General features: G+C 61.0%; 20 protein-coding genes and 1 pseudogene. 11 read left to right on the top strand and 10 right to left on the bottom strand.

Annotated elements, in window-relative coordinates; translation table 11 throughout:
* Nucleotides 1–7 precede the first annotated feature (7 nt).
* On the bottom strand, nucleotides 8–1,225 hold the full coding sequence (locus tag GJW30_RS20320) for an amino acid ABC transporter substrate-binding protein (protein WP_096358204.1): 1,218 nt from the start codon (nucleotides 1,223–1,225) through the stop codon (nucleotides 8–10).
* Between GJW30_RS20320 and GJW30_RS20315 the strand changes: the two genes are divergently transcribed.
* The 3 genes and pseudogenes from GJW30_RS20315 (at nucleotide 1,212) to GJW30_RS20305 (ending at nucleotide 3,028) form a co-directional block, all read left to right on the top strand.
* Nucleotides 1,212–2,294: a helix-turn-helix domain-containing protein gene (locus GJW30_RS20315; RefSeq protein ID WP_157746803.1), complete on the top strand. Its 1,083-nt coding sequence runs from the start codon at nucleotides 1,212–1,214 to the stop codon at nucleotides 2,292–2,294. The two genes, GJW30_RS20320 and GJW30_RS20315, sit on opposite strands and share 14 nt — an antisense overlap.
* A gap of 227 nt (nucleotides 2,295–2,521) precedes the next feature.
* Nucleotides 2,522–2,707, top strand: a pseudogene (locus tag GJW30_RS23045) (isochorismatase family protein); the annotation flags it as partial.
* Between the two features lie 84 nt (nucleotides 2,708–2,791).
* Nucleotides 2,792–3,028: a hypothetical protein gene (locus tag GJW30_RS20305; RefSeq protein ID WP_130364608.1), complete on the top strand. Its 237-nt coding sequence runs from the start codon at nucleotides 2,792–2,794 to the stop codon at nucleotides 3,026–3,028.
* 87 nt (nucleotides 3,029–3,115) lie between these two features.
* On the opposite strand, the gene GJW30_RS20300 is transcribed toward GJW30_RS20305, so the two are convergent.
* The 8 genes from GJW30_RS20300 to GJW30_RS20265 form a co-directional block, all read right to left on the bottom strand.
* On the bottom strand, nucleotides 3,116–3,832 hold the full coding sequence (locus GJW30_RS20300; protein WP_096358201.1) for a glutathione S-transferase family protein: 717 nt from the start codon (nucleotides 3,830–3,832) through the stop codon (nucleotides 3,116–3,118).
* Between the two features lie 88 nt (nucleotides 3,833–3,920).
* Nucleotides 3,921–5,675 (bottom strand): ABC transporter substrate-binding protein, encoded by a 1,755-nt coding sequence (locus GJW30_RS20295; protein WP_096358200.1) that lies wholly within the window; start codon nucleotides 5,673–5,675, stop codon nucleotides 3,921–3,923.
* Between the two features lie 70 nt (nucleotides 5,676–5,745).
* Nucleotides 5,746–6,057, bottom strand: a complete 312-nt coding sequence (locus tag GJW30_RS20290; protein WP_096358199.1) for a DUF2160 domain-containing protein — start codon at nucleotides 6,055–6,057, stop codon at nucleotides 5,746–5,748.
* Nucleotides 6,057–6,848, bottom strand: a complete 792-nt coding sequence (locus GJW30_RS20285; protein WP_096358198.1) for a carbohydrate ABC transporter permease — start codon at nucleotides 6,846–6,848, stop codon at nucleotides 6,057–6,059. The genes GJW30_RS20290 and GJW30_RS20285 overlap by 1 nt, the downstream gene beginning before the upstream one ends.
* Before the next feature lie 2 nt (nucleotides 6,849–6,850).
* Nucleotides 6,851–7,726 (bottom strand): carbohydrate ABC transporter permease, encoded by an 876-nt coding sequence (locus GJW30_RS20280; RefSeq protein ID WP_096358197.1) that lies wholly within the window; start codon nucleotides 7,724–7,726, stop codon nucleotides 6,851–6,853.
* 2 nt (nucleotides 7,727–7,728) lie between these two features.
* Nucleotides 7,729–8,811: an ABC transporter ATP-binding protein gene (locus GJW30_RS20275; protein ID WP_096358196.1), complete on the bottom strand. Its 1,083-nt coding sequence runs from the start codon at nucleotides 8,809–8,811 to the stop codon at nucleotides 7,729–7,731.
* On the bottom strand, nucleotides 8,808–9,890 hold the full coding sequence (locus GJW30_RS20270) for an ABC transporter ATP-binding protein (protein ID WP_096358195.1): 1,083 nt from the start codon (nucleotides 9,888–9,890) through the stop codon (nucleotides 8,808–8,810). Before GJW30_RS20270 ends, GJW30_RS20275 begins: the two co-directional genes overlap by 4 nt.
* Before the next feature lie 617 nt (nucleotides 9,891–10,507).
* Entirely contained in the window at nucleotides 10,508–11,560 is a 1,053-nt protein-coding gene (locus tag GJW30_RS20265) for a winged helix-turn-helix transcriptional regulator (protein WP_096358194.1), read from the bottom strand.
* A gap of 192 nt (nucleotides 11,561–11,752) precedes the next feature.
* Between GJW30_RS20265 and GJW30_RS20260 the strand changes: the two genes are divergently transcribed.
* The 8 genes from GJW30_RS20260 to GJW30_RS20225 are packed head-to-tail and all read left to right on the top strand — an operon-like array spanning nucleotide 11,753 to nucleotide 20,627.
* Entirely contained in the window at nucleotides 11,753–12,970 is a 1,218-nt protein-coding gene (locus GJW30_RS20260; protein ID WP_096358193.1) for an ABC transporter substrate-binding protein, read from the top strand.
* A gap of 53 nt (nucleotides 12,971–13,023) precedes the next feature.
* A complete protein-coding gene (locus tag GJW30_RS20255) occupies nucleotides 13,024–13,794 on the top strand; it encodes an enoyl-CoA hydratase-related protein (RefSeq protein WP_096358192.1) in 771 nt (256 codons plus the stop codon).
* A 2-nt stretch (nucleotides 13,795–13,796) separates the two neighbouring features.
* On the top strand, nucleotides 13,797–14,672 hold the full coding sequence (locus tag GJW30_RS20250; RefSeq protein ID WP_096358191.1) for an FAD binding domain-containing protein: 876 nt from the start codon (nucleotides 13,797–13,799) through the stop codon (nucleotides 14,670–14,672).
* On the top strand, nucleotides 14,669–15,151 hold the full coding sequence (locus GJW30_RS20245) for a (2Fe-2S)-binding protein (protein WP_096358190.1): 483 nt from the start codon (nucleotides 14,669–14,671) through the stop codon (nucleotides 15,149–15,151). Before GJW30_RS20250 ends, GJW30_RS20245 begins: the two co-directional genes overlap by 4 nt.
* Nucleotides 15,148–15,918 (top strand): N-acyl homoserine lactonase family protein, encoded by a 771-nt coding sequence (locus tag GJW30_RS20240; protein ID WP_096358189.1) that lies wholly within the window; start codon nucleotides 15,148–15,150, stop codon nucleotides 15,916–15,918. Before GJW30_RS20245 ends, GJW30_RS20240 begins: the two co-directional genes overlap by 4 nt.
* Nucleotides 15,911–18,298 carry a xanthine dehydrogenase family protein molybdopterin-binding subunit gene (locus tag GJW30_RS20235; protein ID WP_096358188.1) on the top strand — a complete coding sequence of 796 codons (2,388 nt, stop codon included), beginning with the start codon at nucleotides 15,911–15,913 and terminating at the stop codon, nucleotides 18,296–18,298. Before GJW30_RS20240 ends, GJW30_RS20235 begins: the two co-directional genes overlap by 8 nt.
* Nucleotides 18,299–18,300: 2 nt before the next feature.
* The gene (locus tag GJW30_RS20230) at nucleotides 18,301–19,053 is read left to right on the top strand and encodes an SDR family NAD(P)-dependent oxidoreductase (protein WP_096358961.1); all 753 of its coding nucleotides are present in this window, start codon (nucleotides 18,301–18,303) and stop codon (nucleotides 19,051–19,053) included.
* A gap of 35 nt (nucleotides 19,054–19,088) precedes the next feature.
* Nucleotides 19,089–20,627 carry a class I adenylate-forming enzyme family protein gene (locus tag GJW30_RS20225; protein WP_096358187.1) on the top strand — a complete coding sequence of 513 codons (1,539 nt, stop codon included), beginning with the start codon at nucleotides 19,089–19,091 and terminating at the stop codon, nucleotides 20,625–20,627.
* Between the two features lie 18 nt (nucleotides 20,628–20,645).
* On the opposite strand, the gene GJW30_RS20220 is transcribed toward GJW30_RS20225, so the two are convergent.
* The gene (locus GJW30_RS20220) at nucleotides 20,646–20,891 is read right to left on the bottom strand and encodes a hypothetical protein (RefSeq protein ID WP_096358186.1); all 246 of its coding nucleotides are present in this window, start codon (nucleotides 20,889–20,891) and stop codon (nucleotides 20,646–20,648) included.
* Nucleotides 20,892–20,984 lie beyond the last annotated feature (93 nt).

The raw sequence follows: 20,984 nt of genomic DNA, 5'->3' as shown, positions 1-20,984 counted from the left end.
CGGAGTCTTACGGCGCTTTCCAGCCCGGCTTTGGCACCGCAACGGCCTTCGCGCCGTCGTTGGCGGTCGGCGCGACGCCGTAGAACTCGCCGTTCTGCCACTGGCCGACCCACCAGTAGCGCGTCGGCATGTTATTCTGCAGTTTGACTTGACCGATGACCGTGTCGAACGTGCCGGTCTGCAGCTCTTTGATCACTGCCGCACGATCGACTTTGCCGACGCGCTCGATCGATTGCTGCAGCATCTGCAGGCTTGCGTAAGTCACCGCGCTTGCCCAACGATCCGGCTCTTTTCCGTCGTTGGCTGCCTTATGTCGCGCGAGATAGTCTTTGATCGCCGGGCTATCTCCGCTCCAGCCGCCGATGCCGAGCACGCCGTCCGCATTGGCGCCGAAGCGCTGCTTGTAGAGCGGGAACGCCGTCCCGACGCCGGTGTAGAAAACTTTCGGATTGAAGCCCGCGATGCGCGATTGCTCCGTGATGCCGAGCGTGTCCGGCGGATACGAGAAAGCGATGAAGACGTCGGGGTTCAGCGCTTTTGCTTCGTTGACGATCGGCGCAAGGTCTTGCGTGCCGACCGGGTAAGTTTTGTCGTAAGCGAGCTTGAATTTCGCTTGCGTCAAAGCCGGTCGCGCCGCAGCCGAAAGGTCGATGCCGAAGCCGTCGGCGACGCTTACCATCGCGACAGTGTCGCCGATCTTGCCTTCGCTGCGCAGTTTCACGAGCAGCTCGACGAGCGTCCTTGCAGCATCGGAGCTAGCGCCGAGCATCCAGAAGCTGTTCGGCCAGCGTTTGGCGAGCTCGGGCGCGCGATCGGTCACGGCCGTGGCGGCGAGATGCGGATAGCCGGCTTTGTTGAGCACCGGGCCGACCGCGAGATTGAGACCCGTGCCCCATGGCGGCAGGATGAAGTCGACCTTGTCCTGATTAATCAGCCGCTCGATGGCGCGAACGGCTTCCTCGGCATTCGAGCGATCGTCGTAGTGCACGACTTCGATCGGCAAGCGCTTGTCGCCGATCTTCAGCCCGCCGGCCGCGTTCACTTCTTTCACCCACAGATCGTAGTTCGGAATTGTTGTGACGGCGGCACCGCCGACGTTGGGGCCGGTGCGCGAGATCGCGTAGCCGAACTTGATGGAATTCTGTGCCAGGACCGGTGTTGCGATGAGCAGAGCAACCGATGCGGCAAGCAGGGCCACCCCGCGGCGGGTCATGGAAATTGTCATCGTGTCCTCCCGAACAGCTTTTTTGCCGTCCGCTCTTCCGGCGGCGGCTGTTAAAAGCTTAGCGCAGGCGCACGAAATGTTATTGGACTTGTCAGGGGAATTATTGCACGCAGTCGTCGCAGGCGCCCAACTGAGAGGCGACCGATTGTCTCGCCCTCAAGCGAGCGGAGGAAACGCTTTGCAAAAAGCTTCACGCGCCCGAGCGGCCGCAGGACCGCCGTTGCATATCGAGCATTTTTCCGGCGGCCTCATGCCGCGCACTTGGACGCTGAGTGCGGGTCGCGCCCGATTATTGGTGCTGGAGTCGCGCCACGGCGTTGCAACAGCGGTGGCCGCGGCACTAGCGCTGTCGGCGCCCGCGCTTTTGTGGTTGCCGAGCGCGGCGGAGAGCGAACTTCGGCTCGAGGCCGGGGCGCGCGGATATCTTATCAGCGTGACGGACGACTTCTTGGCGCGGGCCACGGCGACCGCCGCGGAGGCCGTGCATCTGCGCCGTGTGATGCGGCGGGTCGTCCCGTTCACGGCTGAGCAGGCGCGTGGCGCCATCGCTTCAGTCACGCCGATCTGCCGTGCGCTGTTGTGCGAACAGCAGACGCCCGGCCGCGGCGCCACCACGATGATCTCGACGCAGACACTCTTGCTGCTCCTGCATCTCTGGCGGACCGCAAGCACCGACAGTGAAGCTGCGGATGTGGCACAACGCGGTGAAGGACCGCGACTGATCGCCGAGTTCCTGCAGCTCGTCGAATTGCATCATCGCGACAGCTGGGCGATCGCGCGCTACGCCGCCGCGCTTGGCGTTACGGAAGATAAGCTGCATGCGCACTGCCGGCGCGAGAAGAGCGCAAGCCCGCGCGCGTTGCTGCACGAACGACTAGCACAGGAGGCGTGCACACGGCTTCTCCAACTCGATTTGCCGGTCGAGCAAATCGGCTACGGATTGGGATTTCGCGATCCGGCGTATTTCAACCGCTTCTTCAAGCGACACCGCAAGACATCGCCGGGGTTATACCGCCGGCAGATGCGATCGAGCGCACCGCATTCGCTTTCGTATGCGGCTTGGCCTTGAGGAGAGGGCTTTTATCAATCGAGAAAATCCCAATGGCCAAGTCGGTCGTTTGCCTGCTTAGGGACGGGCGCTCAAGAGTTGGCACGCTTGTCAGTCCGCTTGTTCGCCGAACCTTTGGCGCGTTCTGCCTTGGACCGCTAACTGGCCTGGCGACCGGTCGAAAAGGCCTTCTGCCGCCGATATCGGCCGAGTTCTTAAGTGTCTTCGTGAAGCGGAACGAAAAGCGGGCCTGCACCAACATGTCGAGCGAACACACGGCGTGCACCGGCGCCGACAAGGCTACTTCATTAGCGTGCCCGGAAGACGTATGTTCGACGATGAATGCGGAATGGCGCACGGCGTCGGTGAACGATGCGCTTCAGAATGTCTTGGTAGTGACAGACGCCGACGCTGTGGTTTCGGTTTTCTCTTAGCAGGCGTTGGGCGGGTCTTCTGAATTGCGCAGCCAGTTGACGCAGTTTTGAATTGCGACAATGCTCACCGAGCGGAACGGCAGTATGCGCCCTTGGCGCGAGGTCGATAACATGCAGCGCTGGCTCAGCATCGGCATCTGCACGGTCCTTGGTTATCTCTTAGGCGCAACGTTGGCGAGCGCGATCGTTGGGCAGATGACATCTTACGCCCATAACATGGCGCTCGAAAGCGCGGTGTGGGCTGCGTTTATCGGAGGCCCGATCGGCGCCGTCATTTTCGGCCTCGCCATGGCATGGATCATCAAGCGCGTTGAGGCCTGATCCAAGCCATCGCCTCGAAGATTTCCTCATTATATCCGAAGCTTCAATCGAAGCAGAACAGCAGTCCAACGATAGAACTGCCGTCAGTCAGTCCACGAAGGGGCCGAAGTTTGCGCGGGCGTAAGCAGGGCGGCTCTGTACTGCTTCCCACCACGCCGCAATCTTAGGGCGTGCCGCGATAGCGTCAGGCGCAATCTCTTCGTCGATCCGTTTCACAAATGGCGCGACCGCGATGTCGCCCAACGAATAGCGGCCCTCGAACAGCCAGCCGTTTGTCATCATGCTGTCCATCGTATCGAGCATCGCCACGAGCTTGGCGCGCGACTCGTCGAGCTCTTCCGGGGTGTAGGGTTTTCTGGCAACGCGCATCCAGGCATCGCGCCGCTCGGCGCTTGGGATGCGGCGCATCATCTCTTCAAGTTCGGCATCGCTCAATTTTTCTGCCTTCGCTTGAAAAGCGTGCCGCCAATTGAAGCGGATGAGGTTGATGATCAGACCATCGACATGCCTCACCCAGTTTCGCATCAGCGCGAGCTGATATGGCGAGGACGGCAGAAGGGGCGGATCGGGAAAGACGGCGTCCAGATACTCGCAGATCGTCCCGCTCTCATGCAGCGGCTTGTTGTCATGCAGAATGGTCGGCACGACGCCGAGCGGATTGATGGCGAGATACGCGGGCTGATGATGTTCCTGTTTGGAGAGGTCGACTTCTTTGGCCTCATAGGCGAGGCCCTTTTCTTCGAGAAACAGGCGAACCCGGCGCGAGGCACTGGACTTAGGAGCGTGATAGAGCAGGAGCGACATCGCGTCAGTTCTTTCTCGTGTTTCTTATTGTTGTTTCTCTGCGAGCTACGCCGCGCGCCTCAAGAGACGCGCGACGTAGAACGAGCGTTTAGCCGCGCTTCGGCGGGCTCGCCGGCCAGGATGCGATCAGCGCATCGTAGTCGATCGTCTGGCCGCCGGGCTTCTCGTTCGCGAGCTTGCGCTGCGGAGCGATCGTCTTGTCGGCCTCGGCCTTCTTGTACCAATCCTCGGCGGATGTCTTCGGATTGATCTTCGGCCCGCACGCGCCTTGAACGTTGGAGCGTTCGATACGGATCATCACGTCGTCCATCGAGTCGGCGAGGGAGTCCATGGCGGCTTGCGGCGTTTTCGCACCGGACGAGGCATCGCCGATGTTCTGCCACCACAACTGCGCAAGACGCGGATAGTCCGGCACGTTGTTGCCGGTCGGCGTCCATTGCACGCGCGCCGGCGAGCGGTAGAACTCGATGAGGCCGCCGAGATTTTTCGCGCGATCCGTGAAGCTCTGATGCCAGATGTCGCTCTCGCGGATGAAGGTGAGGCCGACGTGGCTCTTCTTCAAGCTTACGGTTTTGCAAACGCAGAACTGCGCATAGAGCCACGCGGGTTTGCGCCGCTCCACCGGCGTCGACTTCAGCAAGGTCCACGAACCGCAGTCCTGGTAGCCGAGCTTCATGCCGTCCTTCCAGTACGAGCCCTTCGGCGACGGAGCCATGCGCCACTTCGGTGTGCCGTCCGCATTCACCACAGGCAGTCCGGGCTTCACCATGTCGGCCGTAAAGGCCGTGTACCAGAACATCTGCTGCGCGATATTTCCTTGCGCCGGCACCGGGCCGGACTCAGAGAACGTCATGCCGGCGGCGCCAGGCGGCGCGTATTTCTTCAGCCACTCGATGTATTTCTCGATGGCGTAGACGGCGGCCGGTCCGTTGGTATCGCCGCCGCGAGCTATGTGCGCGCCCTTTGGATTGCAGCCCTCCATCCGGATGCCCCATTCGTCGACGGGGAGGCCGTTCGGAATGCCGCGATCGCCGTTTCCCGCCATAGAGAGCCACGCGTCGGTGAAGCGCCAACCGAGCGACGGGTCCTTCTTGCCGTAGTCCATGTGGCCGAACACGCGGACGCCGTCGATTTCCTTCACGGTGTTGGTGAAGAACTCCGCGATGTCCTCGTAGGCCGACCAGTTCACCGGCACGCCGAGTTCGTAGTTGAATTGCTTCTTGAATGCTTCGCGGATCTGCGGACGCTGGAACCAATCGTAGCGGAACCAGTAAAGGTTCGCGAATTGCTGATCGGGGATTTGGTAGAGCTTGTTGTCCGGCCCGGTCGTAAACGATTTGCCGATGAAGTCGTCCATATCGAGCGTCGGCAGCGTGACGTCCTTGCCTTCGCCCGCCATCCAATCCGTGAGCGGCACGGCCTGCTGATAACGGAAATGCGTTCCGATCAGATCCGAGTCGTTGACCCAAGCGTCGTAGACGTTGCGGCCCGATTGCATCTGCGTCTGGATTTTTTCGACGACGTCACCCTCTTGGATGATGTCGTGCTTGAGACGCATGCCGGTGATTTCGTTGAAGGCTTTCGCGAGCGTGTTTGTTTCGTATTCATGCGTCGTGATCGTCTCCGACACGACGTTGATCTCTTGTCCGCGATAAGGCTGCGACGCCTTGATGAACCATTCCATCTCGGCGGCCTGCTGATCTTTGGTCAGCACCGACGGCTGGAACTCGCTATCGATCCAGCGCTTCGCCGCATCGATTTGCGCGCGCACCGGCGTCGCGAGGTAGGGAGTGGCGATGATCGCCGAACTGCCGGCCAGAAATGTCCGTCTGTCGATCTTCATGGGCTTCCTCTCCTGTTAAAATCCGCCGGGTTGTCCCGGGGCCGTCTTTACGTCGCTGTAGAACTTGCCGTCACACGTAGAGAAAAATCACGACCGCCAAAACGGCCGCAAAAATCGTTGCGCCCCAGAGGGCCGCAATGCCCGCAATTGCGATCCAAACGATGTGGACGATTGCAGCGCCCAAGATCGACAGAAATAGGCGATCGCCGCGCGTCGTCCCGATCCGCAGCACGCCGGCGCGCTCGAATTCCGGCCGGTAGACCGCGAGCAAAGTCATGACTGTGAGGATGGAGAATAGCGCGGCAAACAGCAGCGCGGTCTGCCATGTCCACGCCATCCAGGCGAAGGTCTGCGCGAACCAGTCGATGATCTTCTGCAGCATCACACCCTCCCGAGGGCGAAGCCCTTGGCGATGTAGTTGCGCACGAACCAGATTACGAGCGCGCCCGGAATGAGCGTGAGCACACCGGCGGCGGCGAGCAGGCCCCAATCCATGCCGGCGGCCGAGGCTGTGCGCGTCATGATCGACGAGATCGGCTTGTTATTGGTGAGCGTGCGCGCGAGCAGAAGCTCGACCCACGAGAACATGAAGCAAAAGAAGGCCGCGACGCCGATCCCGCTAGCGATCAACGGCATGAAGATCTTCACGAAGAAGCGCGGGAACGTGTAGCCGTCGATATACGCAGTCTCGTCGATCTCACGCGGCACCGAGGACATGAAGCCCTCGAGGATCCACACCGCGAGCGGAACGTTGAACAGACAGTGCGCGAGCGCGACCGCCCATGGCGTGTCGAACAGTCCGATCGCCGAATAGAGATTGAAGAACGGCAGCGCGAAGATCGCGGGCGGCGCCATGCGGTTCGACAGCAGCCAGAAGAACAAATGCTTGTCACCGACGAATGTGTAGCGGGAAAAAGCATAGGCTGCAGGCAGCGCGACGCCGATCGAGATAACCGTATTGATCACGACATACGTCAGCGAATTGACGTAACCCATATACCAGGACGGGTCGGTGAAAATCTTCACGTAATTGCGCAGCGTGAACGTCTGCGGATACAGCGAGAAAACTGTGGTGATCTCGGTGTTCGTCTTGAAGCTCATGTTGATGAGCCAATAGATCGGCAGCATCAAAAAAATGAGATAGACGATGAGAATGAGGCGGCTTGCACGCATGGTCACCCGGCTCGCTTGGTCATGACAGTATAGAATATCCAGCACACCGTGAGAACGATCACGTTGTAGACGATCGACAGCGCAGCAGCTTTGCCGAGATCGAACTGGCCGAGCGCGATTTGCACCAAATCGATTGAAATGAAAGTCGTTTTGTTGCCGGGTCCGCCGCCCGTCACGACGAACGGCTCGGTATAGATCATGAAGCTGTCCATGAAACGCAGCAGCACCGCGATAAGCAACACGCGGTTCATCTTCGGCAGCTCGATGTTGCGGAACACCGCCCAGCGCGATGCGCCGTCGATCTTGGCGGCTTGGTAATAAGCGTCCGGAATCGATTTCAGGCCGGCATAGCAGAGCAGGGCGACGAGGCTCGTCCAGTGCCACACGTCGAGCAGGATGATCGTGATCCACGCCGCGATCGGACCCGCGACGTAGTTATAATCGATGCCGAGCTTGCTCACCGTATACCCCAGCAGGCCGATATCGTTGCGCGCAAAAACCTGCCAGATCGTGCCGACGACGTTCCACGGGATCAGCAACGGCAGCGCCATCAGCACGAGCGTCGACGCAACGCCCCAACCGCGTTTCGGCATCGTCAGCGCGATTAGAATGCCGAGCGGAATTTCGATCGCGAGGATGATCGCCGAGAACAGCAAGTTGCGCTGAAGCGCATCGTAGAAGCGCCGCCCGACCGACGTTGCCGGATCGAGCACTTCCTGGAACCAGCCGAGGCCATTCCAGAAGAATTGGTTGTTGCCGAAGGAGTCCTGCAGCGAGTAATTCACGACCGTCATCAGCGGCAATAGTGCATTGAACGCGACGAGCATCACCACCGGCAGAACCAAGAACCACGCGCGATTGTCGGTGACTTTCAGCATGGTCAGGCTCCGTCCGGCGCAACGAGGCGCCCGCCTGAATAGACATTGATGCGCGGCGTATCGAAGATGACGCCTGCGGTTTCGCTCTCGGGCGTCATGCCGTCCGGCACTGTGACGGAGAGCGTACGGTCCGCGATCCGCACGCGTGCGAGGCGCATACGGCCGAGATCCTCGATGCGAATGAGACGTGCCGGAATGCCGCTGCCGGCCTCGGCCAATCGGGCGTAGTTCGGGCGGACGCCGAGTTCGACGGCGTCGCTCATCGCCGCGTAAGTATGCGGAAGCGCGATGGCGGTTCCGGCGATATCGGCGCTACGGCCCGAGACCTTGGCGGGCACGAAATTCATCCCGGGTGAGCCGATGAAATTGCCGACGAATGTGTGCGCGGGCCGCTCGTAAAGTTCTTCCGCGTTGCCGCTCTGCAGCACGCGGCCATCCGACATGACGACGACTGTATCGGCGAAGGTCAGCGCTTCGGTCTGATCATGCGTGACATAGACCATCGTCACGTCGAGTTCGCGGTGCACGGCTTTCAGCGTTGAACGCAATTCCCACTTCAGCGCCGGGTCGATCACGGTCAGCGGCTCGTCGAACAGTATCGCGGACACATCCGAGCGGACCAAACCGCGGCCGAGCGAAATCTTCTGCCTGGCGTCCGGCGTGAGGTTCCGCGCTTTCTTGTCCAGCACGGCTGTGAGATCGAGCAGCTCTGCGATTTGACCGACTCGCTGTTTGATCTTGTCGGCCGCGACGCCGCGATTGCGGAGCGGGAAGGCGAGGTTTTCGCCGACCGTCATCGTGTCGTAGACGACCGGGAACTGAAACACTTGCGAGATATTGCGCGACACCGTCGACGCGTGCGTCACGTCGCGGTCGCCGAACTTCAATCGGCCTCGCGTCGGCACCACAAGGCCCGAGATGATGTTGAGCAATGTCGTCTTGCCGCAGCCGGAGGGGCCAAGCAGCGCGTAGGCGCCGCCGTGACGGAACGTGAAATTGGTCTCTTTCAACGCCCAATCTTCATCGGCTTTACTTGGCGATTTGAGATAAGATTGTGCGAGGTTCTCTAGCGTGATCGTCGTCATCGGCGCGCCTCCGCGGGCGCTGCGGCGAGCTTGCCGTGACTGTCGAAGAGGTAAGCGTTCTGCGGATCGACCCAGGCGGTGATTGCTTGATCGGGCTCGAGGCGCCGCACGCCCGGTGCCAACGCGACGAACGCGTGATTGGCCGCGACGATGTGGACGTAGCTTTCCGCGCCCGTGATCTCGGACACGCGTACCGTCGCCGGTATGCGCAGCGTATTGTCGTCGAGCGGATCGAGCGACAGTTGATGAGCGCGAAAGCCGAGGCGGTAATTCGTATCCGGCAGATGCGCGAAACGTCCTGCCGCGACCGTGCCGAAGTCTCCGAAGCTCAAGGTCGCGCCGCTTTTCGTCACGTCGATCGTGTTGAGCGGCGGGTCCGAGAAGACTTCGGTCGTGATGATGTCGTGAGGCCTCCGGTAGACGTCCGAGGTCGGGCCGAATTGCGTCAAGCAGCCTTCGTGCAACGTCGCCGTGAAGCCGCCGAGCATTAATGCTTCGGCCGGCTCCGTCGTTGCGTAGACGAAGATCGCGCCCGAGGCCTGAAAGATGCGCGGTAACTCTTCGCGCAACTCTTCACGAAGCTTGTAGTCGAGATTAGCGAGCGGCTCGTCCATCAAGACAAGGTCGGCATCGCGCAGCAGGGCGCGCGCAATCGCCGTGCGTTGTTGTTGCCCGCCCGAGAGTTCGAGCGGACTGCGCTTGAGATAAGGCTCAAGCCGGAGGAGGCGCGCGGTTGCGTGAACGCGTTCAACGATGACGGTCTTTGCCACGCCTCGCACACGAAGCGGCGACGCCATATTCTCGAAGACGCTGAGCGATGGATAATTGATGAACTGCTGGTAGACCATCGCGACGCTGCGCTTGCGCACCGGGACACCGGTGACGTCTGCATCGTCCATCAAAACGCGGCCGGATGTCGGAAGATCAAGCCCCGCCATGATGCGCATGAGGCTCGTTTTGCCGGCGAGCGTCGCGCCGAGCAGGACATTCAGCGCGCCGCGCTGCAGCGTCAAAGAGATCGAGTCGAGATGCTTCTCGTCGACAACGATCTTGCTGACGTTGTCGAGAACGAGCGTCATTGCTCACCCGATCGAAGAGTTGGTTCGATCACGCCGACAGGCAGCGATACGCAATCGCTTGCGGCAAGGTGCGAGAGAGGCCCCATGCGTTTCCCGTTGCGACGCATAGTCGGTCGCTTGCGCGAAGCATCCCACGTCCATTTCGCGATGAAAATACGCCAGACGAAAAATATTGCGGCTTGACTTGGCCGCAGCGTATTCGATCACAGGCCGTCAAGATCGCAGATTGAAACGCAAATGTGTGTGCTGGTCAGGTGTTCGCGTGAGGTCGAATACCGTTCTCGGTCGGACGCTCGCGTCCTTGTTCGGCAAGATCGCGGAACAACATGCTCCATCGCGTATCGTCACTCTGCCACTGTGCGGCTGGTGGTTTCTCGTTGACGAAGCGACATGAGCTGCAAGGAAAGTCGAATACAATTGGTGCAGTGATCGACTCGAATGTATTTCCAGTCGCGCGATGTATGCGAGGCAACATCGCACGCGCTTTTCATTCAAAATGCGATTGTGTTGCACATTCTGTTGTCATGCTGGCATGCGCCATCGTCTTTTCGGCGCGACGTCTTGTCTAGATTTCTCTGAAGAACGAGCGGCTTCTCATGAATCGAGAAGCTGCACAATTAGTCCGCAACATTGAGCGGTCCGGCGGCGCCGAATACGGCCGGATCGTAGCGCAAGCGATATTGCATCTCGCCGGCGTTGATCGGCTTGCGGCATTGATCGCAAATCACTGCGGGATCGAAGTCGTGGCCGCAGGCTGCGTGAGTCAGAATAAGAGGGGGCCTTCCTTTGCCAAGCCAGCGGTCGCCCCACGCCAACATCGCGATGAACGGCCCGTAGAGGTCGCGTCCCATCGCTGTGAGCACGTATTCGTGCCGGGCCGGCGAGTCTTGATAGAGCCTCCGGTCGAAAACGCCGTTCTGAACCAAGCGCGAAAGCCGGTCAGTCAGAATGTTCGGTGCGACACCGAGATGTGCTTGGATGCGATCATAGCGGCGGACGCCGAAGAAGGCTTCGCGCGCGACCATGAAAGTCCACTTGTCGCCGATGATCTGCAGCGCGCGCGACACCGAGCTCGGCCGGCCGACCATGAATTTGCTGTCGTCCGACGATCGTCGCGCCGCGCGACCTGGTTTCGCCAGTGTCTGCCCGGCGCCAGGGCCATCGCGATACGCAACACTGCGCGCATCGACTTCGGTAACGCAGGCAGAGCAGGCCACGATGGGATGGCTTTCGCAGCCGCACGGCTGATGCACCAGTGTCAACGGCGGCTTCACCTTGCCGGATAGCCAGCGATCGCCGAACTGCATGAGCGCGATGAAGGTAGGGTAGAGATCGAATCCCATTCGCGTCAGGCGGTATTCTTTACGTCTCGCGCCTTTCGTTGCGGCGACTTGATGGAAAATTCCCTGCTTCGTGAGTTTGCGCAGACGGTGCGTAAGCGTCGCGCGCGGAATGCCCAACGCGGAGCGAAAACTCTCAAAGCTGCGTGCCTGAAAGAAGGCCTCGCGAATGATGAGAAAGCCCCAGGCATCCGAGATGATGTCGATCGTTCGCGCGACCGAGCAATTTCGTTCGCGATAGCGCGCCGGCTTAACGTGCGCCGGTTTGGTGCGCGGTGGCGCCGCAATAGGCTTCGCGGCCCGCGGCATATTCTGCGCGCGCGTGTCCATCTGCCGAACTTTCCGAATGTGGTCCAAGCTTTGCCGCCTCGCGATCCGGCTCGACCGCATGTGCGGCATAGCACCTCGCGGCTTGACTCCGCAAATTTCATCAGTCTAGTTATGCATGTCTAAACAGTCCAGTTAAGCAAGTCGCCGTTCTGGACCTCAGAAAAGCAAAAAACGTCTCTGGGGAGGGACATCATGCGGGTTCTCGCTTCATCGGCCGCAGTTGTGCTGGCCGCACTGATGGGAATAGGGCCGTCGGCGGCCCAAGGCATTTCAGACAATGTCGTCAAGATCGGTGTGCTGACCGACATGTCCGGGCAATTCTCGCACGAATCGGGCGAGGGATCGGTCACCGCGGTGCGGATGGCGATCGAAGACTTCGGCGGCAAAGTGCTGGATAAGCCGATCGAGCTGATCGTTGCCGATCACCAGAACAAGCCGGACGTCGCTTCCGGCAAAGCGCGTGAATGGTACGACGCCGAAAAGGTCGACATGATCGCGAACCTGATCAATTCGGGAATCGCGCTGAGCGTTGCGCTGATTGCGAAAGACAAGAACAAGGTCGCAATCGTCAACGGATCGGGGTCGTCGCGCATCACCGGCGATGGCTGCACGCCGAACAGCATTCACTACGCTTACGACACATACGCGCTTGCTAAAGGCACCGGCAGCGCTTTGGTGAAGAAGGGCGGTACGTCCTGGTACTTCCTTACGGCTGACTATGCGTTCGGCCACGCGCTCGAGGCGGATACCAGCGCGATCGTGAAAGGCCTCGGCGGGCAAGTTACGGGCGCTGTGCGTTACCCGATCGCGGCCCTCGATCAGTCGTCGTTCCTGCTCCAGGCGCAAGCTTCGAAAGCGAAAGTCGTCGCGCTCGCCGGCTCCGGCACCGTCTTCATTAACGCGATGAAGTCGGCGCATGAATTCGGCATCGACAAGGGCGGCCAAACGCTTGCCGGCCTGCTGGTGTGGATCACCGACATCGAAGCGCTCGGCTTGGAGAATGCGCAAGGTTTGGTGCTCACCAACGGGTTCTACTGGGATCGCGATGACGAGACACGTGCGTGGTCGAAGCGCTTCTTCGAGCGCATGAAGCGCATGCCGCATATGGGCGATGCCGGCGACTACTCGTCGACCATGCATTATCTCAAGGCGATCCAGGCCGCCGGTACGGACGATGCCAAGGCCGTCATGGCGAAGATGCGCGAGACGCCGATCAACGATTTCTTCGCCAAGGGCGGCCGCATTCGGGAAGACGGCCGTATGGTTCACGACATGTACGTCTACCAGGTGAAGAAGCCCGAGGAATCGAAAGGCAAGTGGGACTACTACAAGCTTCTCGAAATCATTCCGGCGGCCGAAGCATTTCGCCCCTTGAGCGAAAGCACATGCCCGCTGGTCAAGAAAGGCTAATTGTAAAGCCGGGGCCGAGTGGTCCTCTGTCCCGGCGAGCACTTGGAAGCATGATGGCGACTATCGAACTGAACATCGCGAACCGCATAGCGACGCTGACGATCAACCGTCCGGCCTCGCGCAACGCAATGACGCTGTCGATGTGGCGCGCCATGGCAAGCTACTTTCGCAATCTATCCGCCGATCCCGACGTCGGAGTTATCATCCTCACGGGCGCCGGCGATGATTTCTCGACCGGGGCGGATATCTCGGAATTCGGCACTGTGCGCGCCGACGCGGCGCAGGCCGCCGTCTACGAGGAGGCCGTCGACGAATGCAGTAACGCGATCCAATCGGCGACCAAGCCGACGATTGCGGCGTTGCATGGCTATTGCCTTGGCGGCGGGTGCCATCTTGCGATGGCATGTGACTTCCGCGTTGCGGATGCGAGCGCGAAGATCGGGATTCCCGCCGCGAAGCTATCGATTGTGTATGGCGTTCGCTCGACACAACGTCTGCTATCCATCGTCGGACTGCCGCGCGCGAAGCGCATTCTCTTTTCGGCGGAACGTCTCGATGCGGCGGAAGCGTCCCGCATCGGTTTCGTCGATCGTGTCGGCGCTGACGCGATCGAGGTTGCCAACACTTTCGCCGCTACGATGAGTGAGAGCGCGCCGCTTTCGGTCGCCGGCGCCAAGTGGTTGCTGAACGGGCTCGCATACGAGGAGGCGTTCGACCGCGCAAAGGCCGAGCGCATCATCGCGGGCGCCGCCGATAGCGATGATTATCGTGAAGGCCGCGACGCCTTCGCACAGAAGCGCAAACCGAATTTTCGGGGGCGCTGAGCATGAAACCCGCTGCCTTCGAGTATGTGAGACCGGAGAGCATCGACGAAGTCGTGTCGTTGCTCGCCGAACATGGCGGCGAAGCGAAGATCATCGCGGGCGGTCAAAGTCTGATGACGTTGCTCAATTTTCGCATGTTGAGGCCGGCGCTGTTGATCGACATCAACCGCATCCCGGATCTTGGATCGGTTGTGGAAGAAGCGGGCCGCCTCCGCGTCGGCGCCCGCACGCGACACCATACGTTGGAGATGTCTCCGATTGTTGCCGGTCATTTTCCCGTGCTCTCGGAAGCGATGAGCCATGTCGCGCATCTTGCGATCCGCAATCGGGGCACGATCGGCGGCAGCCTGTCGCACGCCGACCCGGCAGCAGAACTGCCTATGATGGCAATGCTGCTCGATGCCGAGATCGAGGTCCGCGCCAAGCGGGAGAACCGTACGATTGCAGCAGCGGATTTTTTCGTCGCGCCGCTTACCAGCGCGCTTGAAGAAGACGAATTCGTTACCGACATCGTCTTTCCGAAATTGCCGGCGCGGACCGGCTGGGCCTTCGAAGAGTTTGCCCAACGCTCCGGCGATTTCGCGATCGCGGCTGTTGCCGCGCTGGTGTCGCTCCGCGATGGAAAGATCGAAGACGTTCGCATCGCTGCGATGGGAGTTGACGAAACGCCGCTACGGTTTCGCGATGTCGAAGCCGAACTCGCCGGCCAGACGCCGACCGTGGACCTGATGCGCAGCTCGGCCGCAAGCATGCGCACGATCGTACAGCCCAACACCGACTTGAAAGCGTCCGCGGATTATCGCCGCCATCTCGTCGAGGCGATCGCGGAACGCGTTCTCGTCAAAGCGTGGCGGTGCGCCGAGGAGGTCTCTGCTTGACGGCCGAACACGATATCGCAGTCACGATCAATGGCTGCACCGTGCGCGCTCGCGTTGAGCCGCGCATGCTGCTGAGCGATTTTCTACGACACGAGCTTGGGCTGACCGGAACGCATGTCGGGTGCGAGCACGGGGTGTGTGGGGCCTGCACCATCCTTCTCGACGGCGACAGCGTTCGGGCTTGTCTGACGCTGGCCGTGCAAACGGACGGCGCCATCATCGAGACGGTCGAGTCTCTTGGATCGGCCGAAAAGCTATCGCCGCTGCAGGAGGCGTTCCGCACCTGCCACGGCCTGCAGTGCGGCTTTTGCACGCCCGGCATGCTGATGACATGCATGGACCTGCTCAAGAAATATCCGCTGGCTAGTGACGACCAGATTCGCGAGGGCCTTTCCGGCAATCTCTGCCGCTGTACCGGCTATCAACACATCGTGGAAGCCCTGCGTAGCGTCGTGCCGAAGAAGGAGCGCGCCGCATGAAGATGCATGTCCTCGCGGGCGGCCGTTTGCGGATGCGCCGCAACATCTATTTTACGGACGCCGACAAGAGCGAGATGATCGACCTGCCGGTCTCGGCGTTTCTGTTGCGTCACCCGCAAGGCAACGTCATGTTCGACAGCGGTTGCCATCCGTCTGTCGCGGAGGGCCCGGAACAGGCTGCAGCGCGATGGGGCGGGATGGCGCGCATGATGACGCCGGTCGCGCCGCCCGAAGAAAACGTCATCACGAGTCTTCAATGTGTCGGCGTTAAGCCAGACGATATTGACCTCGTAATCTGTTCGCATTTCCATCCGGATCATTGCGGCTGCAATGTCTTCTTCCGCAAGGCGACGATGCTGGTTCACGCGAAGGAACTCGAAGCCGCGCAAGCGCCCGACGCAGCGCAGAAGGGATATCTGCCGACCGAGTGGGATCATCCAAATCTGCGGCAAGTGATCGACCAACAGCACGATGTCTTTGGCGACAGCAAGATCGTCTGTGTGCCATTGCCCGGGCACACGCCCGGCATCGTCGGCGCGCTGGTCAATCTCGATCGCGACGGCACATTCCTCCTTGCCTCCGATACCGTGAGCGTGCGCGCGATGCTCGATCGCGACGTGATGCCCAAGAATATGTGGAATGCCGAAGTCTCGGCGCAGTCGATCGCCGAAGTGAAGCGCATCGAGGCGCGCGGCGCGACGGTGTTGTGCGGGCACGATGACGCGCAGTGGCAGACCTTGAGGAAGGGTGCCGACGCCTATGAGTGATCGCGCAGCGCCAGGGCTCGTACGGGGTGTGCGGCCGAAGAATATCGGTGCGCGCATCAAGCGTGTCGAAGACCCACGGCTGCTGACCGGGCAAGGTTCGTATGCGGACGACCGGCAGACGCCGCGCGCACTTCATGTTGCCTTCCGCCGCAGTGATCAATCGCATGCCCGGATCGTCTCGATCGATACCGAAGCCGCTGCCGCGATGCCGGGTGTTTTCGCGGTACTGACTGCCGACGATTTTGCCAATGTTCCGCTGATCCAAGCGACGTCGCGCATGAAGGACTATGTGCCGACGCCGTTGCGTCCGCTCGCGAAAGACAAGGTGCGGTTCGTCGGCGAGCCGATCGTCGCCGTGTTGGCGGATAGCCGATATCTTGCGGAGGATGCCTTAGAGGCCGTCGAGATTACGTTCGGGGAACTCGGCCGCGTCACCGATCCGGAAGCTGCGGTCGAGCCAGGATCGCCGCTCTTGCACGAGAGTGCCGGAACCAATGTGCTGGCCGCGCGTGAGTTCAAGCGAGGCGACGTCGAGCACGAGCTCATGCTGTCGGCTGTGCGCGTCAAAGCGCGTTTCCGCATGCATCGCAAGACGCCGCTGGCGATGGAGCCGCGCTCCTACGTTGCCGAATACGATCGTGGCCGCAGGGCGCTGACGCTCACCTCGTCGACCCAGGTGCCGGGAATTCTGCGCGATCTCTTGAGCGAAGTGCTCGAATTGCCGGGCCACAGCGTCCGCGTGGTCGCGCCCGATGTCGGCGGTGGCTTCGGTGGCAAGGCATCGCTCTATCAGGAGGAAGTCCTTGTCTCGGTGCTCGCCAAGCGTCTCGGCCGCTGTGTGCGCTGGACCAGCGATCGGCTCGAAGATTTGATTTCAACCAGTCAAGGTTTCGACGAGATCATCTGCGCTGAGATGGGCGTCGATGAGAACGGCAACATTCTTGCGCTGACAGCCGATGTCATCGGCGATGTCGGCGCGTATTCGATCTATCCTTGGACGGCGGCTATCGAGCCAATCCAGGTCGTCAGCTTTTTGCCCGGTCCGTACAAGATCGCCAATTATCGGGGCCGCGTTCGCGCGGTCTCGACGTCGAAAGCGCCGACTGGGCCTTATCGCGGCGTCGGACGCCCGCCCGCGACGTTCGCCATGGAACGCCTTATCGACATGGCGGCGCGCGAGCTCGGCATTGATCCGGCAGACATGCGCCGACGGAATCTCGTGCAGCCGCATGAGTTTCCTTACAAGGTCGCGTCGGGTCTCGTATGGGATCGCTCGGCCTTCACGGAAAGCCTCGAGATAGCGCTCGATGCGGTCGACTACACGGCGTTGCGTGCCGCGCAAGCGAAGGCCAGGACGGAAGGCCGCATCCTCGGCATCGGCATCGCGACTTACGCGGAACTTACCGGCATCGGCTCGCGCATTTCCGCGGCGCCTGGAATGCCGATCAACACAGGCACCGAGCAGGCGACGATCAGGCTCGACTCGACGGGAAGCGTCACCGGCTCGTTCGGCGTCGCGTCGCACGGGCAGGGGCTCGAGACGACGCTCTCGCAAGTGATCGCCGACGAACTCGGATGCCGCATCGAGGACGTTCAAATCCTGCAAGGCGACAGCTCCGCGGTCGCACACAGCACCGGCACTTACGCCAGCCGTGGTGCCGTGATAGCAGGCGGCGCCGCCACGCTCGCGTCACGTGATTTGAAGCAGAAGGTGCTGCGCGCGGCTTCGCACGTGCTTGAAGCTGCGGAGGCGGACATTTCGGTCGAGCACGGGATCGTATCGGTCTCCGGCACCGACCGATCGGTGACGTTCAAGCAGCTCGCCAAAGCGATCTACTCCGAGATGGGCCGTTTGCCGAAGGATGCGCGTGAGGAGATGGAGAGCACGAAGGTGTATGACCCGTTCTTCGGCACCGCGACATCGGCGACACATATCTGCACGCTCGAGATAGATCCGAAAACCTACAAAATTCGCCTCGACAAATATTTCGTCGCCGAAGATTGCGGCCGCATCATCAATCCGATGATCGTCGACGGCCAAGTTCATGGCGCAGTGGCGCAAGGCATCGGCGCCGCGCTCTACGAAGAGGTCGTCTACGATGCCGACGGCCAATGCATTTCGGCGAGTCTCGCCGATTATGTTGTTCCGGCCGCGAGCGAAATCCCTCACATCGGCATCGCGCATATCGAGGCCGAGCTACCCGGCACCGTGAACGGGTTCCGCGGGATGGGCGAGGGCGGCACAATCGGAGCGCCTGCCGCAATCGCCAATGCATTGGCGGATGCGCTGTCGCCGTATGGAATCGAGATCAACGAATTGCCTGTCACGCCGGAGCGGTTGTTCCGTTTGATGCAGGCTGCGCAATCGCAAGGAGAATGACGATGAACTTGAATCTGAAGGGCCGCGTTGCGCTGGTGACGGGAGGCGCGAACGGCGTCGGCCGCGAGATTGTCAATGCGCTTGCCGCAGACGGTGCTGCTGTTGCGGTCAACTACCGATCATCAGCCGATCAGGCGAAGGAGGTCGTCGACGAGGTCACGGCGAATGGCGGGCGCGCGATCGCCTACGGCGCGGACATCGCGGATCTCGCCGCCGTGCAGCAGATGATCGAGAAGATCGTCGCCGATTTCGGGCGGCTCGACATCGTCGTGAACAATGCCGGTTTGGCCAAGCGCCAACGTTTTTCCGAGACGACGCCGGCAGACTGGAAGATGCAGATCGATGCTTGCCTCTACGGAGCGATTCACATCTGCCATGCGGCGGCACCGCATCTGGAGAAATCCGGAAACGGCCGGATCATTGCGCTGATCGGCGACTCGTCACGCGTCGGAGAGTCGGGTCTTTCGATCGTCGCGGCCGCACGCGCCGGCGTTGTCGGCCTCGTGAAGTCGCTGGCGCGGGAGATGGGCCGCTTCGGTGTGACGGCGAATACGATCTCGCTTGGTCTGGTCGAGACGCCGCATGACAAGGCGTTTGTCGACGCCAACCGCGAGAAGCTTGTGAAGCTATACCCCACACGACGGCTCGGCTTGCCGAGCGACGTCGCGCCGGCTGTTGCTCTGCTTGCGTCCGATGCCGGCGGCTGGATTACCGGTCAGACGATCAGCATTTCGGGCGGTTACAGCATGGTGTGAGGCGCTGGTAGCGCGATCGACGGACGAGAACGACAATGCTGCAGACCGACTTCATCGCTTCAGTTCCGACGCTGCTAAAACGGCAGGCCAAATTGCGTGGCGACAAGGTGGCGTATACGGACGCCGGTGGCGCGATAACTTACGCAGCGCTCGATCAGACGACGGCGCGCCTCGCGGGTCATCTCCAGGCGCAAGGCGCGGCTGTCGGCAGTGCGGTCGCGGTGTTTCTGCCGAACTCGATTGCATGGATACAGACGTGTTTCGCGACGCTGCGCGCAGGCGCAGTCAGCGTGCCGATCTCGTATGAGGCGACGGAGCCCGAAGTCGCTTACCGGATCGAAGACAGCGATTGCCGCATCGTCGTGACGACGGATGAGCGTGCCGAGTTGGTGCGCCGCGCTGCCGGTGCGCGACCGTTGATATTGATCCTGGTCGATCGCGGAGCGAAGCAAGATGGTGTCCGTCTCGCAGATCTTCTGACGCAGGAGGCTGAAGCACCTCGCGATCCCGAGCGCATGCACGAGGCATCGTTCATCGTCTACACGTCCGGTACCACCGGCCGCGCGAAGGGCGTGCTGCTGTCGTTGCACTCAATGCTCTGGATCACAGCCGCATGCTGGGGGCCGATCTACGGAATCACTGCAAACGATGTCATCCTTTCACCTTTGCCGCTTTTCCACTCCTACGCGCTCAACCTCTCGGTGCTGAGCGTCCTTGCGATCGGCGCGAGCGAACACCTAATGGAGAAGTTCTCGACCAAGGACGCGTTGCGCTTGCTCGGTGAAGGACGTTTTACGTTCATGCCCGGTGTGCCGACGATGTTTCACTATCTCGTGCAGGCGGCAGAACCGGGCCAGAAACTTCCAGGATTGCGATTGTGCGTGTCGGCCGGCGCAATCATGCCCGCAACGCTCAATCGCGAGTTTGAAGATCGCTTCGGTGTTCGCTTACTTGACGGATACGGCATCACCGAAACCGCGACGATGGTCACGTCGAATTGGCCGAAGGGAGGCCGCGTGCTCGGCTCGTGCGGTTTTCCGGTGCCTGGGCTCGCGGTGCGTATTGTCGATCCGGCAACGCGTCGCGATGTCGATGCTGGTGCCGAAGGTGAGCTGATCGTACGCGGGCCGAATCTGATGCTCGGCTATCACAACAAACCGGCCGAAACGGCTGCGGCGCTGCGTGACGGCTGGTATCACACGGGCGATCTTGCCCGCGCCGACGAGAATGGCTTTCTCACCATCACGGGGCGGCTGAAAGAACTCATCATCCGCGGTGGCCAAAACATCGCGCCGGCCGAGATCGAAGAAGTCGCGAGCCAGTTCGACGGCGTCGCCGATTGCGCGGTGATCGGCATCCCGCATCAATCTCTCGGCGAAGTGCCGATCATCTTCGTCGCGAAGAAGGACGGTGATGACCTGAAGGCGGACGATTTGCTGGCGCATTGCCGCAAGCATCTCTCGGCTTACAAGGTGCCGGAAGCCGTGCACTTCGTTGCCGATATCCCCCGCACGGGGTCCGGCAAGATCATGCGGTTCAAGTTGCGGGACAGGTTGAGCCAGTCGAACCGTTAGCTATTTATCGCGTGCAGTTCAGCTAGGCGGATGCTCGGCGATACGTGGGCCCCACTCGAGATCATCGATCTGCTGCATGGGGGCGACGCCGGGAATGAACACGGCGAACCTTTCTGACGGTGATTGGCCGCGAGCGTCGTTCATGACGACGTGCACGATCTCCCAGTCGATGGATCGCCAATCGTCTTGCTTGGGCATGCCGGAAGGCTTGATCAACTTCGCCCAATAGTAACCCGGTTCATCCGGCAGTTCACCGCCCGTCATATCGGCCTAGTTCCCCCCAACCCGTGTGCGCCCCATTGTTGTGTGTTGAGGCGCGATACTTATCAAACCCAACCGCGGAAACTTTAGCCAGCC

The sequence above is a fragment of the Variibacter gotjawalensis genome (assembly GCF_002355335.1).
Lineage (GTDB): Bacteria > Pseudomonadota > Alphaproteobacteria > Rhizobiales > Xanthobacteraceae > Variibacter > Variibacter gotjawalensis.
This window is presented reverse-complemented; position numbering and strand designations above follow the sequence as displayed.

Bases quoted from the DNA above. Each gene is read 5' to 3' on its own strand.
- GJW30_RS20315 (WP_157746803.1), top strand. From the start codon at position 1,212: ATGGAAATTGTCATCGTGTCCTCCCGAACAGCTTTTTTGCCGTCCGCT.
- GJW30_RS20320 (WP_096358204.1), bottom strand. From the start codon at position 1,225: ATGACAATTTCCATGACCCGCCGCGGGGTGGCCCTGCTTGCCGCATCG.
- GJW30_RS20305 (WP_130364608.1), top strand. From the start codon at position 2,792: ATGCGCCCTTGGCGCGAGGTCGATAACATGCAGCGCTGGCTCAGCATC.
- GJW30_RS20300 (WP_096358201.1), bottom strand. From the start codon at position 3,832: ATGTCGCTCCTGCTCTATCACGCTCCTAAGTCCAGTGCCTCGCGCCGG.
- GJW30_RS20295 (WP_096358200.1), bottom strand. From the start codon at position 5,675: ATGAAGATCGACAGACGGACATTTCTGGCCGGCAGTTCGGCGATCATC.
- GJW30_RS20290 (WP_096358199.1), bottom strand. From the start codon at position 6,057: ATGCTGCAGAAGATCATCGACTGGTTCGCGCAGACCTTCGCCTGGATG.
- GJW30_RS20285 (WP_096358198.1), bottom strand. From the start codon at position 6,848: ATGCGTGCAAGCCGCCTCATTCTCATCGTCTATCTCATTTTTTTGATG.
- GJW30_RS20280 (WP_096358197.1), bottom strand. From the start codon at position 7,726: ATGCTGAAAGTCACCGACAATCGCGCGTGGTTCTTGGTTCTGCCGGTG.
- GJW30_RS20275 (WP_096358196.1), bottom strand. From the start codon at position 8,811: ATGACGACGATCACGCTAGAGAACCTCGCACAATCTTATCTCAAATCG.
- GJW30_RS20270 (WP_096358195.1), bottom strand. From the start codon at position 9,890: ATGACGCTCGTTCTCGACAACGTCAGCAAGATCGTTGTCGACGAGAAG.
- GJW30_RS20265 (WP_096358194.1), bottom strand. From the start codon at position 11,560: ATGGACACGCGCGCGCAGAATATGCCGCGGGCCGCGAAGCCTATTGCG.
- GJW30_RS20260 (WP_096358193.1), top strand. From the start codon at position 11,753: ATGCGGGTTCTCGCTTCATCGGCCGCAGTTGTGCTGGCCGCACTGATG.
- GJW30_RS20255 (WP_096358192.1), top strand. From the start codon at position 13,024: ATGGCGACTATCGAACTGAACATCGCGAACCGCATAGCGACGCTGACG.
- GJW30_RS20250 (WP_096358191.1), top strand. From the start codon at position 13,797: ATGAAACCCGCTGCCTTCGAGTATGTGAGACCGGAGAGCATCGACGAA.
- GJW30_RS20240 (WP_096358189.1), top strand. From the start codon at position 15,148: ATGAAGATGCATGTCCTCGCGGGCGGCCGTTTGCGGATGCGCCGCAAC.
- GJW30_RS20235 (WP_096358188.1), top strand. From the start codon at position 15,911: ATGAGTGATCGCGCAGCGCCAGGGCTCGTACGGGGTGTGCGGCCGAAG.
- GJW30_RS20230 (WP_096358961.1), top strand. From the start codon at position 18,301: ATGAACTTGAATCTGAAGGGCCGCGTTGCGCTGGTGACGGGAGGCGCG.
- GJW30_RS20225 (WP_096358187.1), top strand. From the start codon at position 19,089: ATGCTGCAGACCGACTTCATCGCTTCAGTTCCGACGCTGCTAAAACGG.
- GJW30_RS20220 (WP_096358186.1), bottom strand. From the start codon at position 20,891: ATGACGGGCGGTGAACTGCCGGATGAACCGGGTTACTATTGGGCGAAG.